Consider the following 17,480-nt stretch of genomic DNA (forward strand, 5'->3'; position numbering starts at 1 on the left):
TATCTAGGAACGGACCGGTTCGCCCTGTTTCGGAATCGGATTGTCTTTTGATCGAGTCGTCGTCGGGACCCGCTGCGTGACCATTCCCCACAGTATCCCCAATCTGATCACGCTGGGTCGAATCCTGCTGGTTCCGATCGTCGTCTGGGCCATTGCAGCCGGCCAGATGGAGATCGCATTTCTGGTCTTCGTGGTCGCGGGGGTGAGCGACGCCGTGGACGGCTTCCTGGCCAAGCGCTTCAACCTGCGGTCCGAGTTGGGAGCGCTGCTCGATCCTCTCGCCGACAAGGCGCTGCTGGTCTCGATCTTCGTCACGCTTGGCATCTGGGGCGCGATCCCGCGCTGGATCGTGATCCTGGTGGTCTCGCGCGACATCATGATCGTCTCGGCGGTGATCGTGTCCTGGCTGTTCGACCGGCCGGTCGCGATGAAGCCATTGATGGTGTCCAAGCTGAACACGGTCGCCCAGGTGGGATTCGCGGCGCTCGTGCTGGCCTCGCTCAGCTTCGGCTTCGAGCCCCAGCCCTACGATGTGGTGCTGATGGTGCTGGTCACCGTCTTTACCCTCGTGTCGGTCGGGCTGTATCTCGTCGACTGGGTGCGCCACATGAGCACCATCGAGGTCCGGTGATCCTCCGCGGAGAGCCCGTCCCGACCTCACGCACCACACGATACGGAGCAATTCGATCTTGGCCGGCCATATCCCCCCTCGTCAGCTGGCCTTCGCGCTGCCGCATGCGGAGAGCCTGACGCGGGACAATTTCTTCGAAGGTCCAGGCAACGCGGCCGGGCTCGCTCTGGTCGACGCCTGGCCGGAATGGCCGGCGCGGACCATGTTCCTGGTCGGCCCCGACGGCTCTGGCAAGAGCCACCTCGCCGCGATCTGGGCCGAGCGGGCTGGCGCCCGATCCCTGTCCGCGCATGCCCTCGAGGCGAGCGTGGTCCCTGGGGCACTCGCCACCGGCGCGCTGGTGCTGGAGGATCTGACGGCCACCGATCTCGACGAGCGAGCGCTGTTTCACCTGCTGAACCTCGCCCGCCAGGACGAGGCCTTCGTGCTGATCACGGCGCGCGAGGCCCCGGCGGCCCTGCCCATCGCCCTGGCCGATCTGAGGTCGCGGCTGCGCGCCGTCCCGGTCGTCACGCTGCTGCCGCCCGACGACCAGCTGTTCCGCGCCTTGATCGTCAAGCTGGCCGCGGACCGGCAACTGGCGATCGACGAGACCGTGGTCAGCTATCTCGCAAGCCACATCGAACGGTCCTACGCGGCCGCCCGCCAGACCGTCGCACTGCTGGACGACGAGTCCCTGCGGCTCGGACGGCCGGTCACCCGGGCGCTGGCGGCGGAGCTGCTCCGCCCGCTTTGACCCGCGACCATCTTGACGGCGGACGGGCACGGAACCCCAATGGTGCCGGCAACGTCATCCCCTGGTTACCCAGATTGGGCTACGGTCGACCGTTCGCGACTGGTTCGCGACTGGATGGATATGGATCGAATTCCGATGGATACCGAGCAAGTTACTGAAATCTCAGAGAAAGAACCGGTCGCCGTGCCGTCCATCGAGATTGCCTCGAGCCCCGAGCGATTCATCAATCGGGAATTGTCCTGGCTTCACTTCAACCGCCGCGTTCTGGAGGAATCGGTCAATCCGCGGCATCCCGCCCTGGAGCGAGTGCGCTTTCTGTCGATTTCCGCCAACAACCTTGATGAATTCTTCATGGTGCGCGTCGCCGGCATCCGCGCCCAGGTCCGCGAGGGCATCGCCGAGCGCAGCCCCGACGGGCTGACGCCGACCGAGCAGCTGAAGCTGATCAACGAGACGGTGTCGCAGCTCGCGATCGACCAGCAGGCGATCTGGCGCGACCTGCGCAAGTTTCTCGGCGAGCTCGGCATCGTGCTCGTCGACGGTCAGGACGTCACCAAGAGCGAGCGCGCCTGGATCGAGGACCACTTCCTCGCCAACATCTTCCCGCTGCTGACGCCACTCGCGATCGATCCGGCGCATCCGTTCCCATTCATCCCGAGCCTCGGCTTCACGGTGGCGCTGCAATTGATCCGCTCCGCCGACGGGCGCCCGATGAACGCCCTCATCCGCATGCCCGGCAAGATCGACCGCTTCATCCGCTTCCCCGGCTCCAAGGATGGCGTGATCCGCCTGATCACCCTGGAACAGGCGACCGGCCTGTTCATCGGCCGGCTGTTTCCCGGCTACACCGTAAAGGGCCAGGGCGCCTTCCGGATCATCCGCGACAGCGAGATCGAGATCGAGGAAGAGGCCGAAGACCTGGTGCGGCTGTTCGAAACCGCGCTGAAGCGGCGCCGTCGCGGCTCGGTGATCCGGCTCGAGATCGAGGCCAACATGCCGGAGGAGCTGCGCCGCTTCGTGCAGAATGCGCTCTCGACCACCGATGACGAGGTGTTCCTGGTCGACGGCGTGCTGGCGATGAACGAGCTGTCGCAACTGACGCGCGTCGACCGGCCCGACCTCGAATTCGCACCCTATGTGCCGCGCCATCCCGAGCGTGTCCGCGACCATGGCGGCGACATCTTCGCCGCCATCCGGCAGAAGGACCTGATCGTCCATCACCCTTACGAGTCGTTCGACGTCGTCGTGCAGTTCCTGCAGCAGGCGGCGCGCGACCCGGACGTCGTCGCGATCAAGCAGACGCTGTACCGCACCTCCAACAACTCGCCTATCGTGCGCACGCTGGTGGAAGCTGCCGAAGCCGGCAAGTCGGTGACGGCGCTGGTCGAGCTCAAGGCGCGTTTCGACGAGGAGGCCAACATCCGCTGGGCCCGCGATCTGGAGCGCGCCGGCGTGCAGGTCGTCTACGGCTTTCTGGAGCTGAAGACGCATGCCAAGCTGTCGATGGTCGTGCGCCGCGAGGGCGGCAGCCTCACCACCTATGTCCACACCGGCACCGGCAACTATCATCCGGTGACGGCGCGCATCTACACCGACCTGTCCTACTTCACATCGGACCCGGTGATCGGCCGCGACGTCACGCGGGTGTTCAACTACATCACCGGCTATGCCGAGCCGATCGACATCGAGAAGATGGCGGTGTCGCCGCTCACGCTTCGCAAGCGCATGATCGAGCACATCCACGGTGAGACCAGCTTCGCCCGCCAGGGCAAGCCGGCCGTGATCTGGATGAAGATGAACTCGCTGGTCGATCCAGACATCATCGACGCGCTGTATGAGGCCTCGCAGGCCGGCGTCTCGATCGAGCTGATCGTGCGCGGCATCTGCTGCCTGCGTCCCGGCCTCCCCGGACTGTCGGAGAACATTCGCGTCAAATCGGTGATCGGCCGCTTCCTCGAGCATGGCCGCATCTACTGCTTTGGTATGGGTCAGGGCCTGCCGAGCGCCAAGGCCGCCGTCTACATCTCCTCGGCCGACATGATGCCGCGCAATCTCGACCGCCGCGTCGAGGTGCTTTGCCCGCTTCAGAACCCGACCGTGCATCAGCAGGTTCTGGAACAGATCATGGTCGCGAACCTCAAGGACACCGAGCAGAGCTGGCAATTGTTGCCGGATGGGTCGTCAACGCGTATGAAGGCCGCGAAGGGCGAGGAGCCGTTCAACCTGCACAATTACTTCATGACGAATCCGAGTCTGTCCGGCCGTGGAAAGTCGCTCAAGGAATCATCGCCGCGCCGGCTCACGCGCCGGAATGAACGCTCTCCTTCATAGGGGCTGTCTGCACCGGGGCCTTCTGCAACGGGACATGCCGTGGTGAAGCGGCCCGGCACGAGGTCCGCCAGCGTCGGTGTCATCGACATCGGCTCGAATTCGGTCCGTCTCGTCGTCTACCAGGCGATGGAACGCAGCCTCGTGACCGTGTTCAACGAGAAGGCGCTGTGCGGGCTCGGCCGCGAGGTCCAGACCACCGGCCTGCTCGCGGCCGATGCCGTCGACAAGGCGCTGACCGCGCTGAAGCGCTTCCGCGCGTTGTGCAAGGTGCAGCGGGTGGGGCAAGTGCATGCCATCGCGACCGCCGCCTGCCGCGATGCTTCGAACGGCGCTGATTTCATCGCCAAGGCCGAGAAGATCTGCGGCGTCCCGATCCAGATCCTCACCGGCCCCGAAGAGGCGCGCTATTCGGCGCTCGGTGTCATTTCCGGCATTCACAAGCCCGACGGCATCGTCGGTGATCTCGGCGGCGGCTCACTTGAGCTGATCGACGTGCGCGGGCACCAGGTCCGCAGCGGCGTTACCCTGCCGCTCGGCAGCCTGGCGCTGCAGGATCTCGCCGAGAAATCGCTGAAGAAGGCGCAGCGGATCGCGAGCGAGGCGCTGACCGACCTGCCGCAACTGCTGGCCGGCCAGAACCGCACCTTCTATGCGGTCGGCGGCACCTGGCGCGCGCTGGCGCGCATCCACATCATCCAGAGCGGCTATCCGCTCGGGGTGATGCACGGCTATGCGATTCCGGCGGCCGATGCGCTGGCCTTCGTGCGCCGGCTGCGCCGTCTCGTCGCCGCCGACATGCTGGCCGACATCGAAGCGATCGCCGAGGCGCGGCGCCCGCTGCTTGCCTATGCTGCGCTGGTGCTCGAGCACATCATCCGCGTCGCCAGGCCGACGACCGTCGTGTTCTCGACCTTCGGCGTGCGCGAGGGCCTGCTCTACTCCAAGCTTCCGGACGCCGAGCGCGCCAAGGACGGGCTGCTGTGCGCGGCGCAGGGCCTCAACGAGCTGTTGTCGCGCTCGGCCCAGCATGCCCGCGAGCTGATCGACTGGACCGACCGCCTGTTCCGCGTGATGCACATCCGCGAGACCGAGGACGAGCGCCGGCTGCGGCACGCCGCCTGCCTGTTGTCCGACATCGGCTGGCGCATGCATCCGGACCATCGCGGCGAGCAGACCTACGGCATCGTTCTGAACGGCAATTTCGGCTCGATCAACCACGAGGGCCGCATCTTCGTCGCGCTGTCCGTGTTCTTCCGCTACGAGGGCCTGCGCGACGAGGCGGCGGCGCCTGCCCTCACCGAGCAGCTGAGCCCGGCCCAGATCGATCGTGCGCGCCTGCTCGGCACCGCGTTTCGCGTCGCGCATCTGATCTCGGCGGCGCGGCCCGGCGTGCTGCCCGCAACGCATTTCCGCACCCAGGACCGCAAGCTGATGCTGGTGTTCGAGCACCAGATGGTCGACCTCGTCGCCGACCGCGTCGGCGGACGCTTCAAGCAGCTCGCGCGCCTCGTCGGCCGCTCCGGCTCGATCGTGCGCAGCTAGATCCGGATCAGGACCGCGGAGCGCCGACCGAAATTGCGATCATGCGCTTGGCGATGACGCCATAGACCTTGCGCCAGGCCTGCTCGACCTCATCATTCCAATGCGGACCAAGTCCTTTGGCGAGGCTCCACAGTAGTGCTTCGCCGACCACCGGATAGTGCTCAGGCCGGACCCCATAGCGCGCATGATTGCGGCCGAGGATGTCGGTGCTCGACAACAGACCAGTCGTCTGATCGAGGCTGCCGACGAGGACCGCCAGGGTCGCGATGAAGTCCCGTTTCAGCACGTCCATGTCGGCGGGAAACATCGCCCGACATTCCGGCGCGAGCTCGAAGACGCGGTCATAGAACGTCGTCGTCATCCGTGTAGCATTGGCAAATACCAAGTCGAACGACGACTTGACGTGCGCAATCTCATCTGCAGTCAACAGGCGCAAGTCCAATTCGAAACAATTCCAATCATGGCCCGATCAGTGGAGCTCGACGTGGTGGTGTCGCGGCGGCGCGAACGGGTTCAAGATTATAAGAAACAGAGGACCGCGCCCTGCGGTACCTGGCAAAGGCGCGGCACCGTGCCGCAGCACTGTGGATTGGCTTGTGATCCTGCCGCCAAGATGGCTGGCCGACTCAGTGATCGGAGACGGTAACGGCAACAAACACGACGGCCATCGTGCTTCTCACAGGCCATCGGAGGACGCCGACACGCCAGCCGCCGACCGGCGCCAAGGCCGACTGATCCGTTGGATCGCGCAGACGGCCGCCGATGCGAATGGCGGCCGTCCGCGTCAGCCGACGCCTGGCTCACACCGCGAGGTTCATCCAGACGGATTTCGGCTCCGTGAAGTTGTCCAGCGCGGCCGTGCCGTGCTCGCGGCCCAGTCCGGAGTCACGATCGCCACCCCAAGGCAGCCGCACATCGGTGTAGCCATAGGTGTTGATCCACACGGTGCCGGCGCGCAGGCGCTTGGCGAAGCGATGGACGCGCCCCATGTCGCGGCTCCAGACGCCGGCGGCCAGGCTGTAGGCCGTGCCGTTCGCCATCCGCAGCGCCTCGGCCTCGTCCCTGAACTTGATCACGCTGACCACGGGTCCGAAGATCTCTTCCTGCGAGATCCGCATGTCGTGCGTGACGCCGGCGAAGACGGCGGGGCTGACGAAATAGCCGCGGGCGGCCGCGCGCTGGCCGCCGGTGACGAGCGTGGCGCCTTCGTTGCGTCCGATGTCGACATAGTCGAGGATCGTCTTCATCTGCCGTTCGGAGATGACCGGTCCGAGCGAGGTTGCGCGATCGAGCGGATCGCCGATCCGCAGCGCCCGTGCGCGCTCGGTCAGGCGCTCGACCACCTCGTCATACACGCGCTCGTGCACCAGCACCCGCGATCCGGCCGAGCACACCTGCCCGGTGTTGAAGAAGATGCCGCTGGCCGCAGCCTTCGCGGCGGCCTCGATGTTCGCATCGTCGAAGATGATGTTGGCCGACTTGCCGCCGAGCTCGAGCGAGACGCGTTTGAAGTTGCCGGCCGCCGCCTTCATGATGCCGCGGCCGACGCCGGGCGAGCCGGTGAACGTGACCTTGTCGACATCGGGGTGGTTGACCAGCGCCTCGCCGACGGTGCGCCCGGGGCCGGTCACGATGTTGAGAACACCGGGCGGCAGTCCGGCTTCGAGCGCGAGCTCCCCGATCCGCAGCGCCGACAGCGACGTCAGCTCGGCGGGCTTCATCACGACGGTGCAGCCGCAGGCCAGCGCCGGCGCTAGCTTCCACATCCCGATCATCAGCGGGAAATTCCACGGCACGATCGCCGCGACCACGCCGACCGGCTCGCGCACCGTATACGTCAGCGCATCATCGCGCGTGGAGACGACTTCACCGCTGATCTTGTCGGCCCATCCGGCGTAATAGGTGAGCGTATCGATGGCGGCGGGAAGATCCTGGCGCAGGATCGCCGACACCGGCTTGCCGGCATCGAGGCTTTCGAGCTCGATGATCTCGTCGGCATGGTCGCGCAACAGCTGCGCCCATTTCAGAAGGATCGCGCCGCGCTCCGCCGCACGCATCGTTCGCCACGGCCCTTCGAAGGCCTTGCGGGCCGCGGCGACTGCGAGATCGACATCCTCGGCATTGCCCTCGGCGACCGTCGCAATCGCCTGCTCGGTTGCAGGATTGAGCGACGTGAAGGTGCGTCCCGAAACCGAGGGAACATGCCTGCCGCCGATCAGGAGCTGGAACGGCTTCGTCAGATAGGACGTCCCCCTCGAGCCGCGCTCGTAATCATATGCAATCGACATCATATTTCCTCCGTTTGTTGTATACCAATGAAGGTAAGAACAAATATCTGTTCGTAAATATGATATCTGTTGCCTATGGCCGGCGGTCATATGAAGCCGACTTCACAAGCGGGCCCTGATGTTGCGGATCGCGATCGAACCTGTCTGGCGCTTCTACAAGGACGACGGCCCGCAGAGCATCGTCGTGATGCTCCGCGTGCTCAGTGAAATCGGGAGGACGGGTAAGATCACCAGCGCGGCCAGTGACGCGCATCTTTCCTATCGTCACGTCTGGAATCTGATCGAGCAGTGGTCTGAATTCTTCGGCGTGCCGCTGGTCGAGACCCAGCGCGGCAAAGGATCGAAGCTCACGGCGTTCGGCGACAAGCTGGTCTGGGCCGGCGAGCGCATGCAGGCTCGCCTCGGCCCGCAGCTCGACAATCTGGCGCAGGAGCTGGTGACCGAGATCAAGCCGTTCCTGCAGTCGCATCCTGGCGTGATCCGCGTTCACGCCAGCCACGGCTTTGCCGTCGCCAAGCTGCGCGAGCTGTTGGATCGCGAGTCAGGCGTCGGGGTCGATGTCCGCTATGTCAGCAGCCAGCATTCGCTGGCCTCGCTGGCGCAAGGCGAATGCGACCTGTCGGGACTGCATCTGCCGCGCGGCGAGCTGCGTGCCCAGAACATCCAGGCCTGCCGGGATTGGCTCGATCCCAAGCAGGACTGCGTCATCAGCTTCGTGACCCGCGAGATGGGGCTGATGGTCAAGCGCGGCAATCCGCTGTCCATCCGTTCATTGGCCGATCTTGCCGACGGCAGGGCGCGCTTCGTCAATCGCGATCATGATTCCGGCACCCGCCTGTTGTTCGATCAGTTGCTCGCGTCACAAGGCATCGACGAAACCAGCATCAATGGCGCGCAGCAGATCGAGTTCACCCATGCCGCCGTCGCCGCCTATGTCGCGAGCGGCATGGCCGACGTCTGCTTCGGCGTCGAGGCCGCCGCGCGGCAGTTCGGGCTCGACTTCATCCGTATCCTCACCGAGGATTATTTTTTCGCCTGCCATAAATCGTTTCTGGAAACCGACCCGATGCGGCGGGTGCTCGAGGTGATGAAGGGCGACGAATTCCATCGCGCCGTCGCTGCCCTGCCCGGCTACCAGCCAGCCGCCACGGGATCGGTCCACACCGTCCGCGAATTCCTCGATCGGCTGGATGCGGAGTCCTGACGCCGCCCGGTCGGATGCGGCGCGTCCTGACGATCAGCTACGGCAGATCGACGCCGCGCGCCGGCACCGGCTGCAGCTCGCTCTCGGCCTGACGCTGCAACGCGCGGCCGCGCCAGATCGAGCCGGCGATCAGCACCACACCGGCGCCGATCAGCGACATCAGCGTCTCCATGACATCGACATGGCTCGCGAGATTGGTCTTGCCGGCGAACAGCGCCGAGGTCGCCTCGATGTTGATGAGGACGGTGCCGTCGAGCAGATGGTGCAGCATCGGCTCGATCGCGGGATCGGTCGCGATCACCTCGCCGGCCACCCAGCCGAGCAGCATCGCGCCGAGCCAGACCAGCAGCGGGACCCGATCGAGCACCAGCATGATCAGCGCGGCACCCGCGATGATCAGCGGGATGCTCATGGCAAGGCCGATGATCAGCAGGGACGCCTGGCCGTTGGCGGCCGCAGCCACCGCGATCACGTTGTCGAGGCTCATCACGAGGTCGGCGAGCGCGACGATGCGGACCGCATGCCACAGCGTCGTGCCGGCCGCGATCTCGTCGTTCTCGTCCTCGGGCACCAGCAGCTTGGCGGCGATCACGATCAGTGCCAGCCCGCCGATCAATTTCAGGTATGGCAGCGCCATCAGGGTGGCGACGATGCCGGTAAAGGCGATGCGCAGTGCGACGGCAATGCCGGAGCCGGCCACCATGCCCCAGAAGCGATGCTTGCCGTGCAGGCCGCGGCAGGCGAGCGCGATGACCAGCGCATTGTCGCCCGACAACAGCACATTGATCCAGACGATCTTGCCGAGCGCGAGCCAGAAGCCCGGGCTCTGCAGGTCGGCCTCGAATTGAGCGAGCACATGGCCGAAGCTGGCGGAATCGGCGAGTTGCGATAGCCAGTTCACGGCCAGGCCTTTCAGATAAGTTCAGCGCAGAGCACGAAGGTCGTGCGGCTGAGGGGGCCCTCAGCCGCACGAGGATCGATCAACCGACGATCTCGTTGCCGGAGAAGAACTGCGCGATCTCGATCGCTGCCGTTTCCGCCGCGTCGGAACCGTGCACCGAGTTCTCGCCGATCGACTTCGCATGCAGCTTGCGGATGGTACCGTCGGCCGCCTTCGACGGGTCGGTGGCGCCCATCACGTCGCGGTACTTCAGGATGGCGCCCTCGCCCTCCAGCACCTGGACCACGACCGGGCCGGAGATCATGAAATCGACCAGTTCGCCGAAGAATGGCCGCGCCTTGTGCACGGCATAGAAGGTCTCGGCCTGATCGCGGGTCATGCGGATGCGCTTCTGGGCCACGATCCGCAGGCCGGCCTTCTCGATCAGCGCGTTGATCGCGCCGGTGAGATTACGCTCGGTCGCGTCGGGCTTGATGATCGAAAAGGTGCGCTCAATCGCCATGATATCGTCCTTGGAGGTGCGGGATTTCGGTGAGTTGCGGGCTTATATCGACGCGATCGGCCGACGGCAAGCGACCGGGGCCCCTGCCGGAGCGCGACGCCTTACGACAATTTCACAATTCTGAACATAGTCTGAAGGCTCCGTGCCACCCGTGTTCAGCTCGAAGCTCCTAGGGTGTTGGCATCGGGCGAGGACGAGCCAGCAATACGACCGGTGGCCGCCCTCTCCCAGCCTCATCCGTCGGACAATTTCGGCGCCACCAGCGCTGTCATCCAGGAGACGATCATGTTGCGCAAACTCTCCCTCATCGCGGCGGCCACCGTTGCCCTCGGCGCAGCCGCCCTCGCCCCGACTGCCGCCTCGGCTCACTGGCATGGCGGCTGGCATGGGGGCGGTTGGCACGGAGGCTACGGCGGATGGCACCGTCCGTTCTACGGCCCGCGCTTCTTCGTCGGTGGCCCGGTCTACAGCTACGGCTATGGCGGCTGCTACGTGCGCCGCGTGGTTCCGACCCCGTGGGGACCGCGCTGGCGGTGGATCAACCGCTGCTATTGATACGAGCCTCGGCGCGGCACCCGCCCCCCGCCGCACCGAACTCGCATCGCCCCGGCGTCTCCCCCACGCCGGGGCTTTTTTTGTGCATTTTCAACCTCATTTCGGGGTCTTCCGGTCGGGAGCGGGAAACAAATCGAGCGGTCACGACTTGTTACGGCATCGTCCTGCAACTGCTCGTGGAACTCCCTCATGTCTGGCCGCACCGCCGATTTCAGCGAGGCGCTCGATCGCAAGACCAGCCGGTCGATCTGCGAGGCCGTCGGCGAACGCCTGCAACGCAGCCTGCCGCCGGACGGCTCTCGTCTGCCGGCTCAGCTTGCGGACCTGATGAACGAGTTGCGAAAGCGCGACGAGACCGGGATGAGCCTCTCCGGCCGCTGAGACCGCGACAAAGCGGTTGCCTTTGGCCGCGCGCGCGGTGACAAGGCGCGCATGCTTTCCATCACCGACATCTCCATCCGCCTCGCCGGACGGCTTCTCATCGACCAGAGCTCAGTGCAGATTCCGCCCGGCGCGCGCGTCGGACTGGTCGGCCGCAACGGCACCGGCAAGTCGACCCTGTTCAAGGCGATCCGCGGCGAACTGTCGCTGGAGACCGGCAGCATCACCGTGCCGCCGCGGTGGCGCATCGGCAGCCTGGCCCAGGAAGCCCCGAGCGGGCCCGAAAGCCTGATCGAGGTGGTTCTCCGGGCCGACCTCGAGCGGCATGCGCTGCTGCAGGAGGCCGAGACCGCCCATGACGCACACCGCATCGCCGAGATCCAGACCCGGCTCGTCGACATCGACGCGCATTCCGCCCCAGCGCGCGCGGCCGCTATTCTCAGCGGCCTTGGATTTTCCGCCGCGGATCAGGCGCGAGCCTGCGCCGAGTTCTCCGGCGGCTGGCGCATGCGGGTCGCCCTTGCGGCAACGCTGTTCGCCGCGCCCGACCTGCTCCTGCTGGACGAGCCGACCAACTATCTCGACCTCGAGGGCACGCTGTGGCTCGAGGATCATCTGGCGCATTATCCGCGCACGGTGATCGTGATCAGCCACGACCGCGATCTCCTGGAAACCTCCGTCGACCAGATCCTGCATCTCGACCGTTGCAAGCTCACGCTGTATCGCGGCAGCTACTCCTCCTACGAGGAACAGCGCGCCACCCGCGAGATGCTCGATGCCAAGGCGGTCAAGCGCCAGGAAGCGGAGCGTGCGCGGCTGCAGGCCTTCGTCGAGCGCTTCAAGGCCAAGGCCTCGAAGGCGCGCCAGGCGCAGTCCCGCGTCAAGATGCTGGAGCGGATGAAGCCGATCACCGCGCTCGTCACCCAGGACGTGCACGAGATCACCTTCCCCGCACCGGAGCGACTGCTGTCGCCGCCGATCATCGCGGTCGACAACGCCTCGGTCGGCTACGATCCCGTGCAACCGGTGCTCAACAGAGTCACCTTACGCATCGACAATGACGACCGCGTCGCATTGCTCGGCGCCAACGGCAATGGCAAGTCCACGCTGGTGAAGCTGCTCGCCGGCCGGCTCACACCGTTTTCCGGCAAGGTCACGCGCGCCGACAAGCTGTCGATCGCCTATTTCGCCCAGCACCAGCTCGATGAGCTGGACGAGACCGGATCGCCGTATAGTCACGTGCGCAAGCTGATGGGCGATGCGCCGGAATCGAAAGTGCGCGCGCGCGCCGGCGCGATCGGATTTTCCGGCAAGGCCGCCGACACGCTGGTGAAGAGCCTGTCGGGCGGCGAGAAGGCGCGGCTGCTGCTCGGGCTCGCGACCTTCTTCGGCCCCAACATGATCATCCTGGACGAGCCGACCAACCATCTCGACATCGACAGCCGCGCCGCGCTGGCCGAAGCGATCAACGAATTTCCCGGCGCCGTGATCATGGTGTCGCACGATCGCTATCTGATCGAGGCCTGCGCCGACCGCCTCTGGGTCGTCGCCGACCGCACCGTGAAGACCTATGATGGCGACCTCGATGACTACAGGCGCATGGTCTTGTCGACGCGCAGCACGCCGGCCCGCGACAACGAGCGCTCTCAGGTCGCCGAGAAGACCGAGCGGCCCCGCAGCGATAACAAGCGCAGCGGGCTGAAGCAGAAGATTGCGGCAGCCGAAGCCGAGATCGCCCGCATCACCGAGATCATCGCCAAGATCGACGGCGCGCTGTCGCTGCCCGACATCTTCACGCGCGACCCGAAGCAGGCCGCGCAATTGTCGAAGGCGCGGGCCAATGCCGCCGACGCGCTGGCGCGCGCCGAGGAGCAGTGGCTGGAAGCCAGCACGCTGCATGACGAGGCGGGGAGCTGAAGTGCCCCGAGCCTCGGATCGGCATTCGGCCGAAAGTCGCCGATAGCTTGGCTTTCAGATGCTTCCAAGTCGAAAGCCTTCGCGGTCGGCGGCTAGCACGGCTGAATGCGGGATCGGAGCGAGCGACCGGATCAATTGGTTCGCTGGAACAGGTCGGCACCCGGCAGATTGCCGAGATCACCGTTGGGCTGAATGTAGAAGAGATTCCAATTCGCCCGAAGTTGATTGCCGCCGACTTGGCCTCTCCAACGCGTGATGGAATTGCACTGGGCAAAAGTCACGACCAGCATAACGGCGCTGCCGGCGGATCTGCCGGATACCGGATAGGGAATACCCTGGCATGCGAACCCAGATGCGTTGTTGGTGAATTGCCCTCGCACCTGCCCATCGGTGACTGACCAGATCTCGAGAACCGAGCCTCGTTGATTGGTCCATCTCGACGGCGCCGGCAGGACGTCGGCACGCGCAGCAATCGACGAAACCACGACAATCATGCCTGCGAAAAGATACTTGCTGAAGAACCACTTCATGGCGCGCCTCGCTATGCCCAGAGCTAGAGGTAGCAACGATGACTACATACATCCATAAGATTGAAAGCGCCATTGTAGCAGAATCAAAATTGCTCTACTTTTGGTAGCTGACGTTGATGTTTGAGGTTCGATTGAGGCGATTCAGGAGGACGAAACATGAACAAGCAGCTTTACGCTCGACTTGACGGCCTGCTCTACGACGTCTGCGTCAAGGCCGGTCAAAAGGTGAAGACCGGTGAGGTCCTCTACGTCATCGAGGCGGCCAAATCACAGCTGTCGGTGAAAGCTCCCTACTCCGGGACAATCAGTCAGGTCAGGCGCAAAGCGGGCGATACGTTGAACGCGACCGATGTCGTGATGGAGCTGGATGCGGAGGACGCGGCAGCTTAATCGTCGCCGAAGTTCGGAGTCCTCTGCAGATGGATCGGCGACGACGCGCCGTTGTAGACCGTCGCTCGATCCAGCACGCGCTCGGCCTCGGCGGACGGCCAGGATCTTTCGATCTTGGGCCGCTTTCTGTCGAAGGCGCATTGCAGCCCCTCCGGGAGATCCGACCAGAACGGCACGAAGGACAATACGATCAGGGCTCGGTCTTCGCTCGAATTGTTCGCATGGGATGCGTGAAGGAGCCTGCCGTCGCGAACGATGAGATCCCCCTTCCGAACAGCAACATCAACTTCGTCTGGCCTCGTGGAAACCAGCACGTCGTCGACATGCAGAACCCGATCGGGATGTGTCGGCCTGCCCTCGATCAATGCATGTAGATCGTTCTTGCGCCGATGACTGCCGGGAAGCACGCGCAAGCATCCGTTTGCAGCACTCGTGTCGGTCAAATAGTACATGAAATAGAGAATTGGAGGCGTGGCGCCGTAACTCACAGCGCTCGACCAGCCCCACCAATCCTGGTGCCAGTGCAGCCTCGGACACCCGGCCGGCTTGGAGATCAGAAATCCAGCAAAAAAGCGCGCATCCCGGTATCCGGCGCGCTCCAACAATTCATATTGTGCATCGAAGAGAATGATCGGCGCGAAATCGACCGAAAAGTTGACCGAGACAACAAGCCCGAGATGGGGCTCCGCTCTCGCCTCAAGACTGGCCCGAGACTTGATTCGATTGCCGGCCTCCAACAATTCGCGAGGAAGAAAATCACGGCGTACCGCATACCCGGCCTCCTCCAACTCGCGACGGAGGCCGGTTATTTGCATGGCCGCCTCCCGCCGTCAGCTCGTCCGCTTCTTCGCCTTCGGCTTCGCCACCTTCGGCGCCGGTCCCGGATCGGGCGCGCGCTCGACCGAGGTCAGGCGGCCGGAGCTGAACGTGTAGACGCCGGCGCGTGCGCCGCGCAGCCAGGTCACCGTGGCCACGCGCTCGCCGCCATTGCTCGAGATGTTGACGTTGTCGGGTGCACCGATGCCGCGCACCACGTCGCATTCGGTGTGGCCGAGTGCGACGGTGCCGCCGGCAGCCGGCGTCGCGGCGGCGGGATCATTCGCCAGCGCGTTCGCGCCCGCAGCATCGGCCGCAGGCGCCATGCCCGGGCATGCGCCTTCGGCGCTCACAAGATCCTCAGCCGTGACCGGCTTGTCCGGCGTCAGCGGCGGCGCGTCGATCGAGATGTTTCTGATGAACAGGCGCTGCGGCCGGTTGAACCACTCAGCGTCCTTGGACAGGAAATCGGGCGTGCTCGAGCATCCGGCGACGACCGGGGCAAGCACAAGGAACGCCAGAGCGCGCGTCAGCTGTTTGGTGTGGTCTCGCACGATGAACCTTGCTGAATTGCAACCTGTGGACACTCTAACGTGTTGTCCCAACATCACTTTGCGGCACGTTCGTGACTTTGCCAACGCTCTGCCGGTAAATCGGCAGATTATCATTAATCACGCGGCGCTGCCATCATCGGCGCTTCACGGGCCTCCGTATCATTGTCGGCGCTGCCAGCGCCCCCGTTCATCCGCCTGCCAGTAGGTGACCTCGAATCCCCGCGATTTGCAATCGGTCCACGCCGATCTCGCAGCCGCGAGCGCGTCCCCATCATCGCCGTTGAACACGAGCACCATGCGCTCGTAGCTGTGCGAGTCCGATGGCAGCGCCGCGTTATCCACCAGGAAACGGACGTTCGCGCCGTTGGGATTGCTTTCTTCCACCGCGAGCACGATCGGCTGGTCGGCCGCATCGGCCACCCGCCAGGTGGCGTGCGGTAGAAACGAATCGTCGCGATAGGTCCACAGATGCGCATCGAGCGCATCCGCGCGCTCCTCCGATGTCGACTGCACCACGACGCGCCAACCTCGCTCGAGCGACTTCTCGAGCAGCGGCGGCAGCACGCCTTCCACGGTCATGTTCTGCAGGTGGTAGAACAGGACTTCGGTCATCGCCCCGCGTCACGCCTTGGCGCCGGATTTGGCTTCGGCTTTGGTGTCGGATCTGGATTCGTAGGAGTCCCACACCAGCCGATCGAGCAGCCGGACGCCATAGCCCGATCCCCAGCTCTGGTTGATCTCCGATTTCGGCGCGCCCATCGCGGTGCCGGCGATGTCGAGATGCGCCCACGGCGTGTCGTTGACGAAGCGCTGCAGGAATTGCGCGGCGGTGATCGAGCCGCCATGGCGTCCGCCGGTATTCTTCATGTCGGCGAACTGCGAATCGATCAGCTTGTCGTATTCGTGGCCGAGCGGCATGCGCCACACCTTCTCACCCGTCTCCTGCCCCGCCTTGAACAGCTTGTCGGCGAGATCATCATTGTTGGTGAAGAGACCGGCATGCTCGGTGCCGAGCGCGACCATGATCGCGCCGGTCAAGGTCGCCAGGTCGATCATGAATTTCGGCTTGAACTTGGTCGCGACGTACCACAGCACGTCGGCGAGCACGAGGCGGCCCTCCGCATCGGTGTTGATGATCTCGATGGTCTGGCCCGACATCGAGGTGACGATGTCGCCCGGACGCTGGGCGTTGCCGTCCGGCATGTTCTCGACCAGGCCGATGGCGCCGATCACGTTGGCCTTGGCCTTGCGTGCGGCGAGTGCATGCATCAGGCCGACCACGCAGGCCGCGCCGCCCATGTCGCCCTTCATATCCTCCATCGAGCCGGCCGGCTTGATCGAGATGCCGCCGGTGTCGAAGCACACGCCCTTGCCGATGAAGGCGACCGGCTGCTCGCCGCGCTTGCCGCCATTGTAGTGCATCACGACGGTGCGGCTCGGCCGTGCCGAGCCCTGGCCGACGCCGAGCAGCGCGCCCATGCCGAGTTTCTTCATCGCGGGCACGTCGAGGATCTCGACGGTGACGCCGAGCTTGCGCAAGGCGGCAGCGCGTTTGGCGAACTCCTCCGGGTAGAGCACGTTCGGCGGCTCGTTGACGAGATCGCGCGCCAGTATCACCCCGTCGGTCACGTGGGATCGCGGCGCGAAGGCCTTCTTGGCCGCCGCGACGTCCGCCACGGCGATCGAGACATTGGCGCTCACGGCGCCCTCCTCGTCCTTCTTCTTGGTCTTGTAACGGTCGAACCGATAGGCCCGCAGCCGGATCCCGGCGGCCAGCGAGCTGACCTGATCCGGCAACAGCGGTCCCGAAGGCAGCTCGGCGAGCACCGCCACCGCTTCAGTTCCGGCGTTCAGCTTTCCGGCTAAAGTCCCGCCGTATTTGAGGAAATCCTTGTCCTTGAGGTCCGAGCCCTTGCCGATGCCGATGACGATCAAGCGCTGAATCTTGATTCCCTCAGGAGCCAGCAGATCCAACACCGCGCCATCCTTGCCCTTGAACCGGGCTGCCCCGGCCGCGCGCTTGATCAGGTCCGAGGCTCCCCCGAGCGCCTTCTCGGTCGCGACTCCAAGACGCAGAGTGTCATCGCAGAACGCCACCACGATGCCACGCGGGGCGGTCGACAGCGGGACGAAGCCGACCTTGACGGCGTCGGACATCAAGCAATCCTCCAAATTTCGACGTGATGAGCCGCCACGTCCGGC

18 protein-coding genes are annotated in these 17,480 nt (G+C 64.9%); 9 read left to right on the plus strand and 9 right to left on the minus strand.

What is annotated here, in order from left to right; genetic code table 11:
- Positions 1–76: 76 nt before the first annotated feature.
- The 4 genes from ACQR13_RS15510 (at position 77) to ppx (ending at position 5,240) form a co-directional block, all read left to right on the plus strand.
- Positions 77–631 carry a CDP-alcohol phosphatidyltransferase family protein gene (locus tag ACQR13_RS15510; protein WP_315712371.1) on the plus strand — a complete coding sequence of 185 codons (555 nt, stop codon included), beginning with the start codon at positions 77–79 and terminating at the stop codon, positions 629–631.
- Positions 632–689: 58 nt separating this feature from the next.
- Complete coding sequence (locus ACQR13_RS15515; RefSeq protein WP_316164711.1) at positions 690–1,367, plus strand: DnaA ATPase domain-containing protein; 678 nt, start codon at positions 690–692, stop codon at positions 1,365–1,367.
- Between the two features lie 135 nt (positions 1,368–1,502).
- Entirely contained in the window at positions 1,503–3,698 is a 2,196-nt protein-coding gene (locus tag ACQR13_RS15520) for an RNA degradosome polyphosphate kinase (protein WP_316194126.1), read from the plus strand.
- A 42-nt stretch (positions 3,699–3,740) separates the two neighbouring features.
- Entirely contained in the window at positions 3,741–5,240 is a 1,500-nt protein-coding gene (gene ppx, locus ACQR13_RS15525; protein ID WP_316164845.1) for an exopolyphosphatase, read from the plus strand.
- 7 nt (positions 5,241–5,247) lie between these two features.
- On the opposite strand, the gene ACQR13_RS15530 is transcribed toward ppx, so the two are convergent.
- Entirely contained in the window at positions 5,248–5,601 is a 354-nt protein-coding gene (locus tag ACQR13_RS15530; RefSeq protein WP_316194125.1) for a globin domain-containing protein, read from the minus strand.
- Positions 5,602–6,040: 439 nt separating this feature from the next.
- Positions 6,041–7,528 (minus strand): aldehyde dehydrogenase family protein, encoded by a 1,488-nt coding sequence (locus tag ACQR13_RS15535; RefSeq protein WP_315826800.1) that lies wholly within the window; start codon positions 7,526–7,528, stop codon positions 6,041–6,043.
- 118 nt (positions 7,529–7,646) lie between these two features.
- On the opposite strand from ACQR13_RS15535, the gene ACQR13_RS15540 reads away from it, so the two are divergent.
- Complete coding sequence (locus ACQR13_RS15540; protein WP_315712378.1) at positions 7,647–8,732, plus strand: substrate-binding domain-containing protein; 1,086 nt, start codon at positions 7,647–7,649, stop codon at positions 8,730–8,732.
- A 37-nt stretch (positions 8,733–8,769) separates the two neighbouring features.
- Here the strand turns inward: ACQR13_RS15540 and ACQR13_RS15545 are convergent, their stop codons facing one another.
- Together ACQR13_RS15545 and ndk are read right to left on the minus strand one after the other, a co-directional pair.
- On the minus strand, positions 8,770–9,633 hold the full coding sequence (locus ACQR13_RS15545; RefSeq protein ID WP_315712379.1) for a TerC family protein: 864 nt from the start codon (positions 9,631–9,633) through the stop codon (positions 8,770–8,772).
- 79 nt (positions 9,634–9,712) lie between these two features.
- On the minus strand, positions 9,713–10,135 hold the full coding sequence (gene ndk / locus ACQR13_RS15550) for a nucleoside-diphosphate kinase (RefSeq protein ID WP_315712380.1): 423 nt from the start codon (positions 10,133–10,135) through the stop codon (positions 9,713–9,715).
- 285 nt (positions 10,136–10,420) lie between these two features.
- On the opposite strand from ndk, the gene ACQR13_RS15555 reads away from it, so the two are divergent.
- The 3 genes from ACQR13_RS15555 (at position 10,421) to ACQR13_RS15565 (ending at position 12,988) form a co-directional block, all read left to right on the plus strand.
- Entirely contained in the window at positions 10,421–10,690 is a 270-nt protein-coding gene (locus tag ACQR13_RS15555) for a sulfur globule protein precursor (RefSeq protein ID WP_315712648.1), read from the plus strand.
- 189 nt (positions 10,691–10,879) lie between these two features.
- On the plus strand, positions 10,880–11,071 hold the full coding sequence (locus ACQR13_RS15560; RefSeq protein ID WP_315712381.1) for a hypothetical protein: 192 nt from the start codon (positions 10,880–10,882) through the stop codon (positions 11,069–11,071).
- Positions 11,072–11,122: 51 nt separating this feature from the next.
- Positions 11,123–12,988, plus strand: a complete 1,866-nt coding sequence (locus ACQR13_RS15565) for an ABC-F family ATP-binding cassette domain-containing protein (protein WP_434862958.1) — start codon at positions 11,123–11,125, stop codon at positions 12,986–12,988.
- A gap of 131 nt (positions 12,989–13,119) precedes the next feature.
- Here ACQR13_RS15565 and ACQR13_RS15570 read toward each other — a convergent pair whose 3' ends face one another.
- On the minus strand, positions 13,120–13,518 hold the full coding sequence (locus ACQR13_RS15570) for an avidin/streptavidin family protein (RefSeq protein ID WP_315712383.1): 399 nt from the start codon (positions 13,516–13,518) through the stop codon (positions 13,120–13,122).
- A 156-nt stretch (positions 13,519–13,674) separates the two neighbouring features.
- On the opposite strand from ACQR13_RS15570, the gene ACQR13_RS15575 reads away from it, so the two are divergent.
- On the plus strand, positions 13,675–13,908 hold the full coding sequence (locus ACQR13_RS15575) for an acetyl-CoA carboxylase biotin carboxyl carrier protein subunit (RefSeq protein ID WP_315712384.1): 234 nt from the start codon (positions 13,675–13,677) through the stop codon (positions 13,906–13,908).
- Here ACQR13_RS15575 and ACQR13_RS15580 read toward each other — a convergent pair.
- The 4 genes from ACQR13_RS15580 to ACQR13_RS15595 all read right to left on the minus strand — a co-directional run bounded on the left by ACQR13_RS15580 (position 13,905) and on the right by ACQR13_RS15595 (position 17,435).
- Positions 13,905–14,723 carry a phytanoyl-CoA dioxygenase family protein gene (locus ACQR13_RS15580; RefSeq protein WP_316184876.1) on the minus strand — a complete coding sequence of 273 codons (819 nt, stop codon included), beginning with the start codon at positions 14,721–14,723 and terminating at the stop codon, positions 13,905–13,907. The genes ACQR13_RS15575 and ACQR13_RS15580 overlap by 4 nt on opposite strands.
- Positions 14,724–14,738: 15 nt before the next feature.
- Positions 14,739–15,233: a hypothetical protein gene (locus ACQR13_RS15585; RefSeq protein WP_315712649.1), complete on the minus strand. Its 495-nt coding sequence runs from the start codon at positions 15,231–15,233 to the stop codon at positions 14,739–14,741.
- 204 nt (positions 15,234–15,437) lie between these two features.
- Positions 15,438–15,890, minus strand: a complete 453-nt coding sequence (locus tag ACQR13_RS15590; protein ID WP_434862959.1) for a DNA polymerase III subunit chi — start codon at positions 15,888–15,890, stop codon at positions 15,438–15,440.
- Between the two features lie 9 nt (positions 15,891–15,899).
- Positions 15,900–17,435, minus strand: coding sequence for a leucyl aminopeptidase (locus tag ACQR13_RS15595; RefSeq protein ID WP_315712388.1), 1,536 nt, complete (start codon positions 17,433–17,435; stop codon positions 15,900–15,902).
- Positions 17,436–17,480: the final 45 nt, after the last annotated feature.

Source organism: Bradyrhizobium sp. HKCCYLRH3059 (assembly GCF_051168035.1).
In the GTDB taxonomy this organism is placed as follows: domain Bacteria; phylum Pseudomonadota; class Alphaproteobacteria; order Rhizobiales; family Xanthobacteraceae; genus Bradyrhizobium.

Bases quoted from the DNA above. Each gene is read 5' to 3' on its own strand.
- ACQR13_RS15520 (WP_316194126.1), top strand. From the start codon at position 1,503: ATGGATACCGAGCAAGTTACTGAAATCTCAGAGAAAGAACCGGTCGCC.
- ACQR13_RS15530 (WP_316194125.1), bottom strand. From the start codon at position 5,601: ATGACGACGACGTTCTATGACCGCGTCTTCGAGCTCGCGCCGGAATGT.
- ACQR13_RS15535 (WP_315826800.1), bottom strand. From the start codon at position 7,528: ATGTCGATTGCATATGATTACGAGCGCGGCTCGAGGGGGACGTCCTAT.
- ACQR13_RS15540 (WP_315712378.1), top strand. From the start codon at position 7,647: ATGTTGCGGATCGCGATCGAACCTGTCTGGCGCTTCTACAAGGACGAC.
- ndk (WP_315712380.1), bottom strand. From the start codon at position 10,135: ATGGCGATTGAGCGCACCTTTTCGATCATCAAGCCCGACGCGACCGAG.
- ACQR13_RS15555 (WP_315712648.1), top strand. From the start codon at position 10,421: ATGTTGCGCAAACTCTCCCTCATCGCGGCGGCCACCGTTGCCCTCGGC.
- ACQR13_RS15560 (WP_315712381.1), top strand. From the start codon at position 10,880: ATGTCTGGCCGCACCGCCGATTTCAGCGAGGCGCTCGATCGCAAGACC.
- ACQR13_RS15565 (WP_434862958.1), top strand. From the start codon at position 11,123: ATGCTTTCCATCACCGACATCTCCATCCGCCTCGCCGGACGGCTTCTC.
- ACQR13_RS15570 (WP_315712383.1), bottom strand. From the start codon at position 13,518: ATGAAGTGGTTCTTCAGCAAGTATCTTTTCGCAGGCATGATTGTCGTG.
- ACQR13_RS15575 (WP_315712384.1), top strand. From the start codon at position 13,675: ATGAACAAGCAGCTTTACGCTCGACTTGACGGCCTGCTCTACGACGTC.
- ACQR13_RS15580 (WP_316184876.1), bottom strand. From the start codon at position 14,723: ATGCAAATAACCGGCCTCCGTCGCGAGTTGGAGGAGGCCGGGTATGCG.
- ACQR13_RS15590 (WP_434862959.1), bottom strand. From the start codon at position 15,890: ATGACCGAAGTCCTGTTCTACCACCTGCAGAACATGACCGTGGAAGGC.
- ACQR13_RS15595 (WP_315712388.1), bottom strand. From the start codon at position 17,435: ATGTCCGACGCCGTCAAGGTCGGCTTCGTCCCGCTGTCGACCGCCCCG.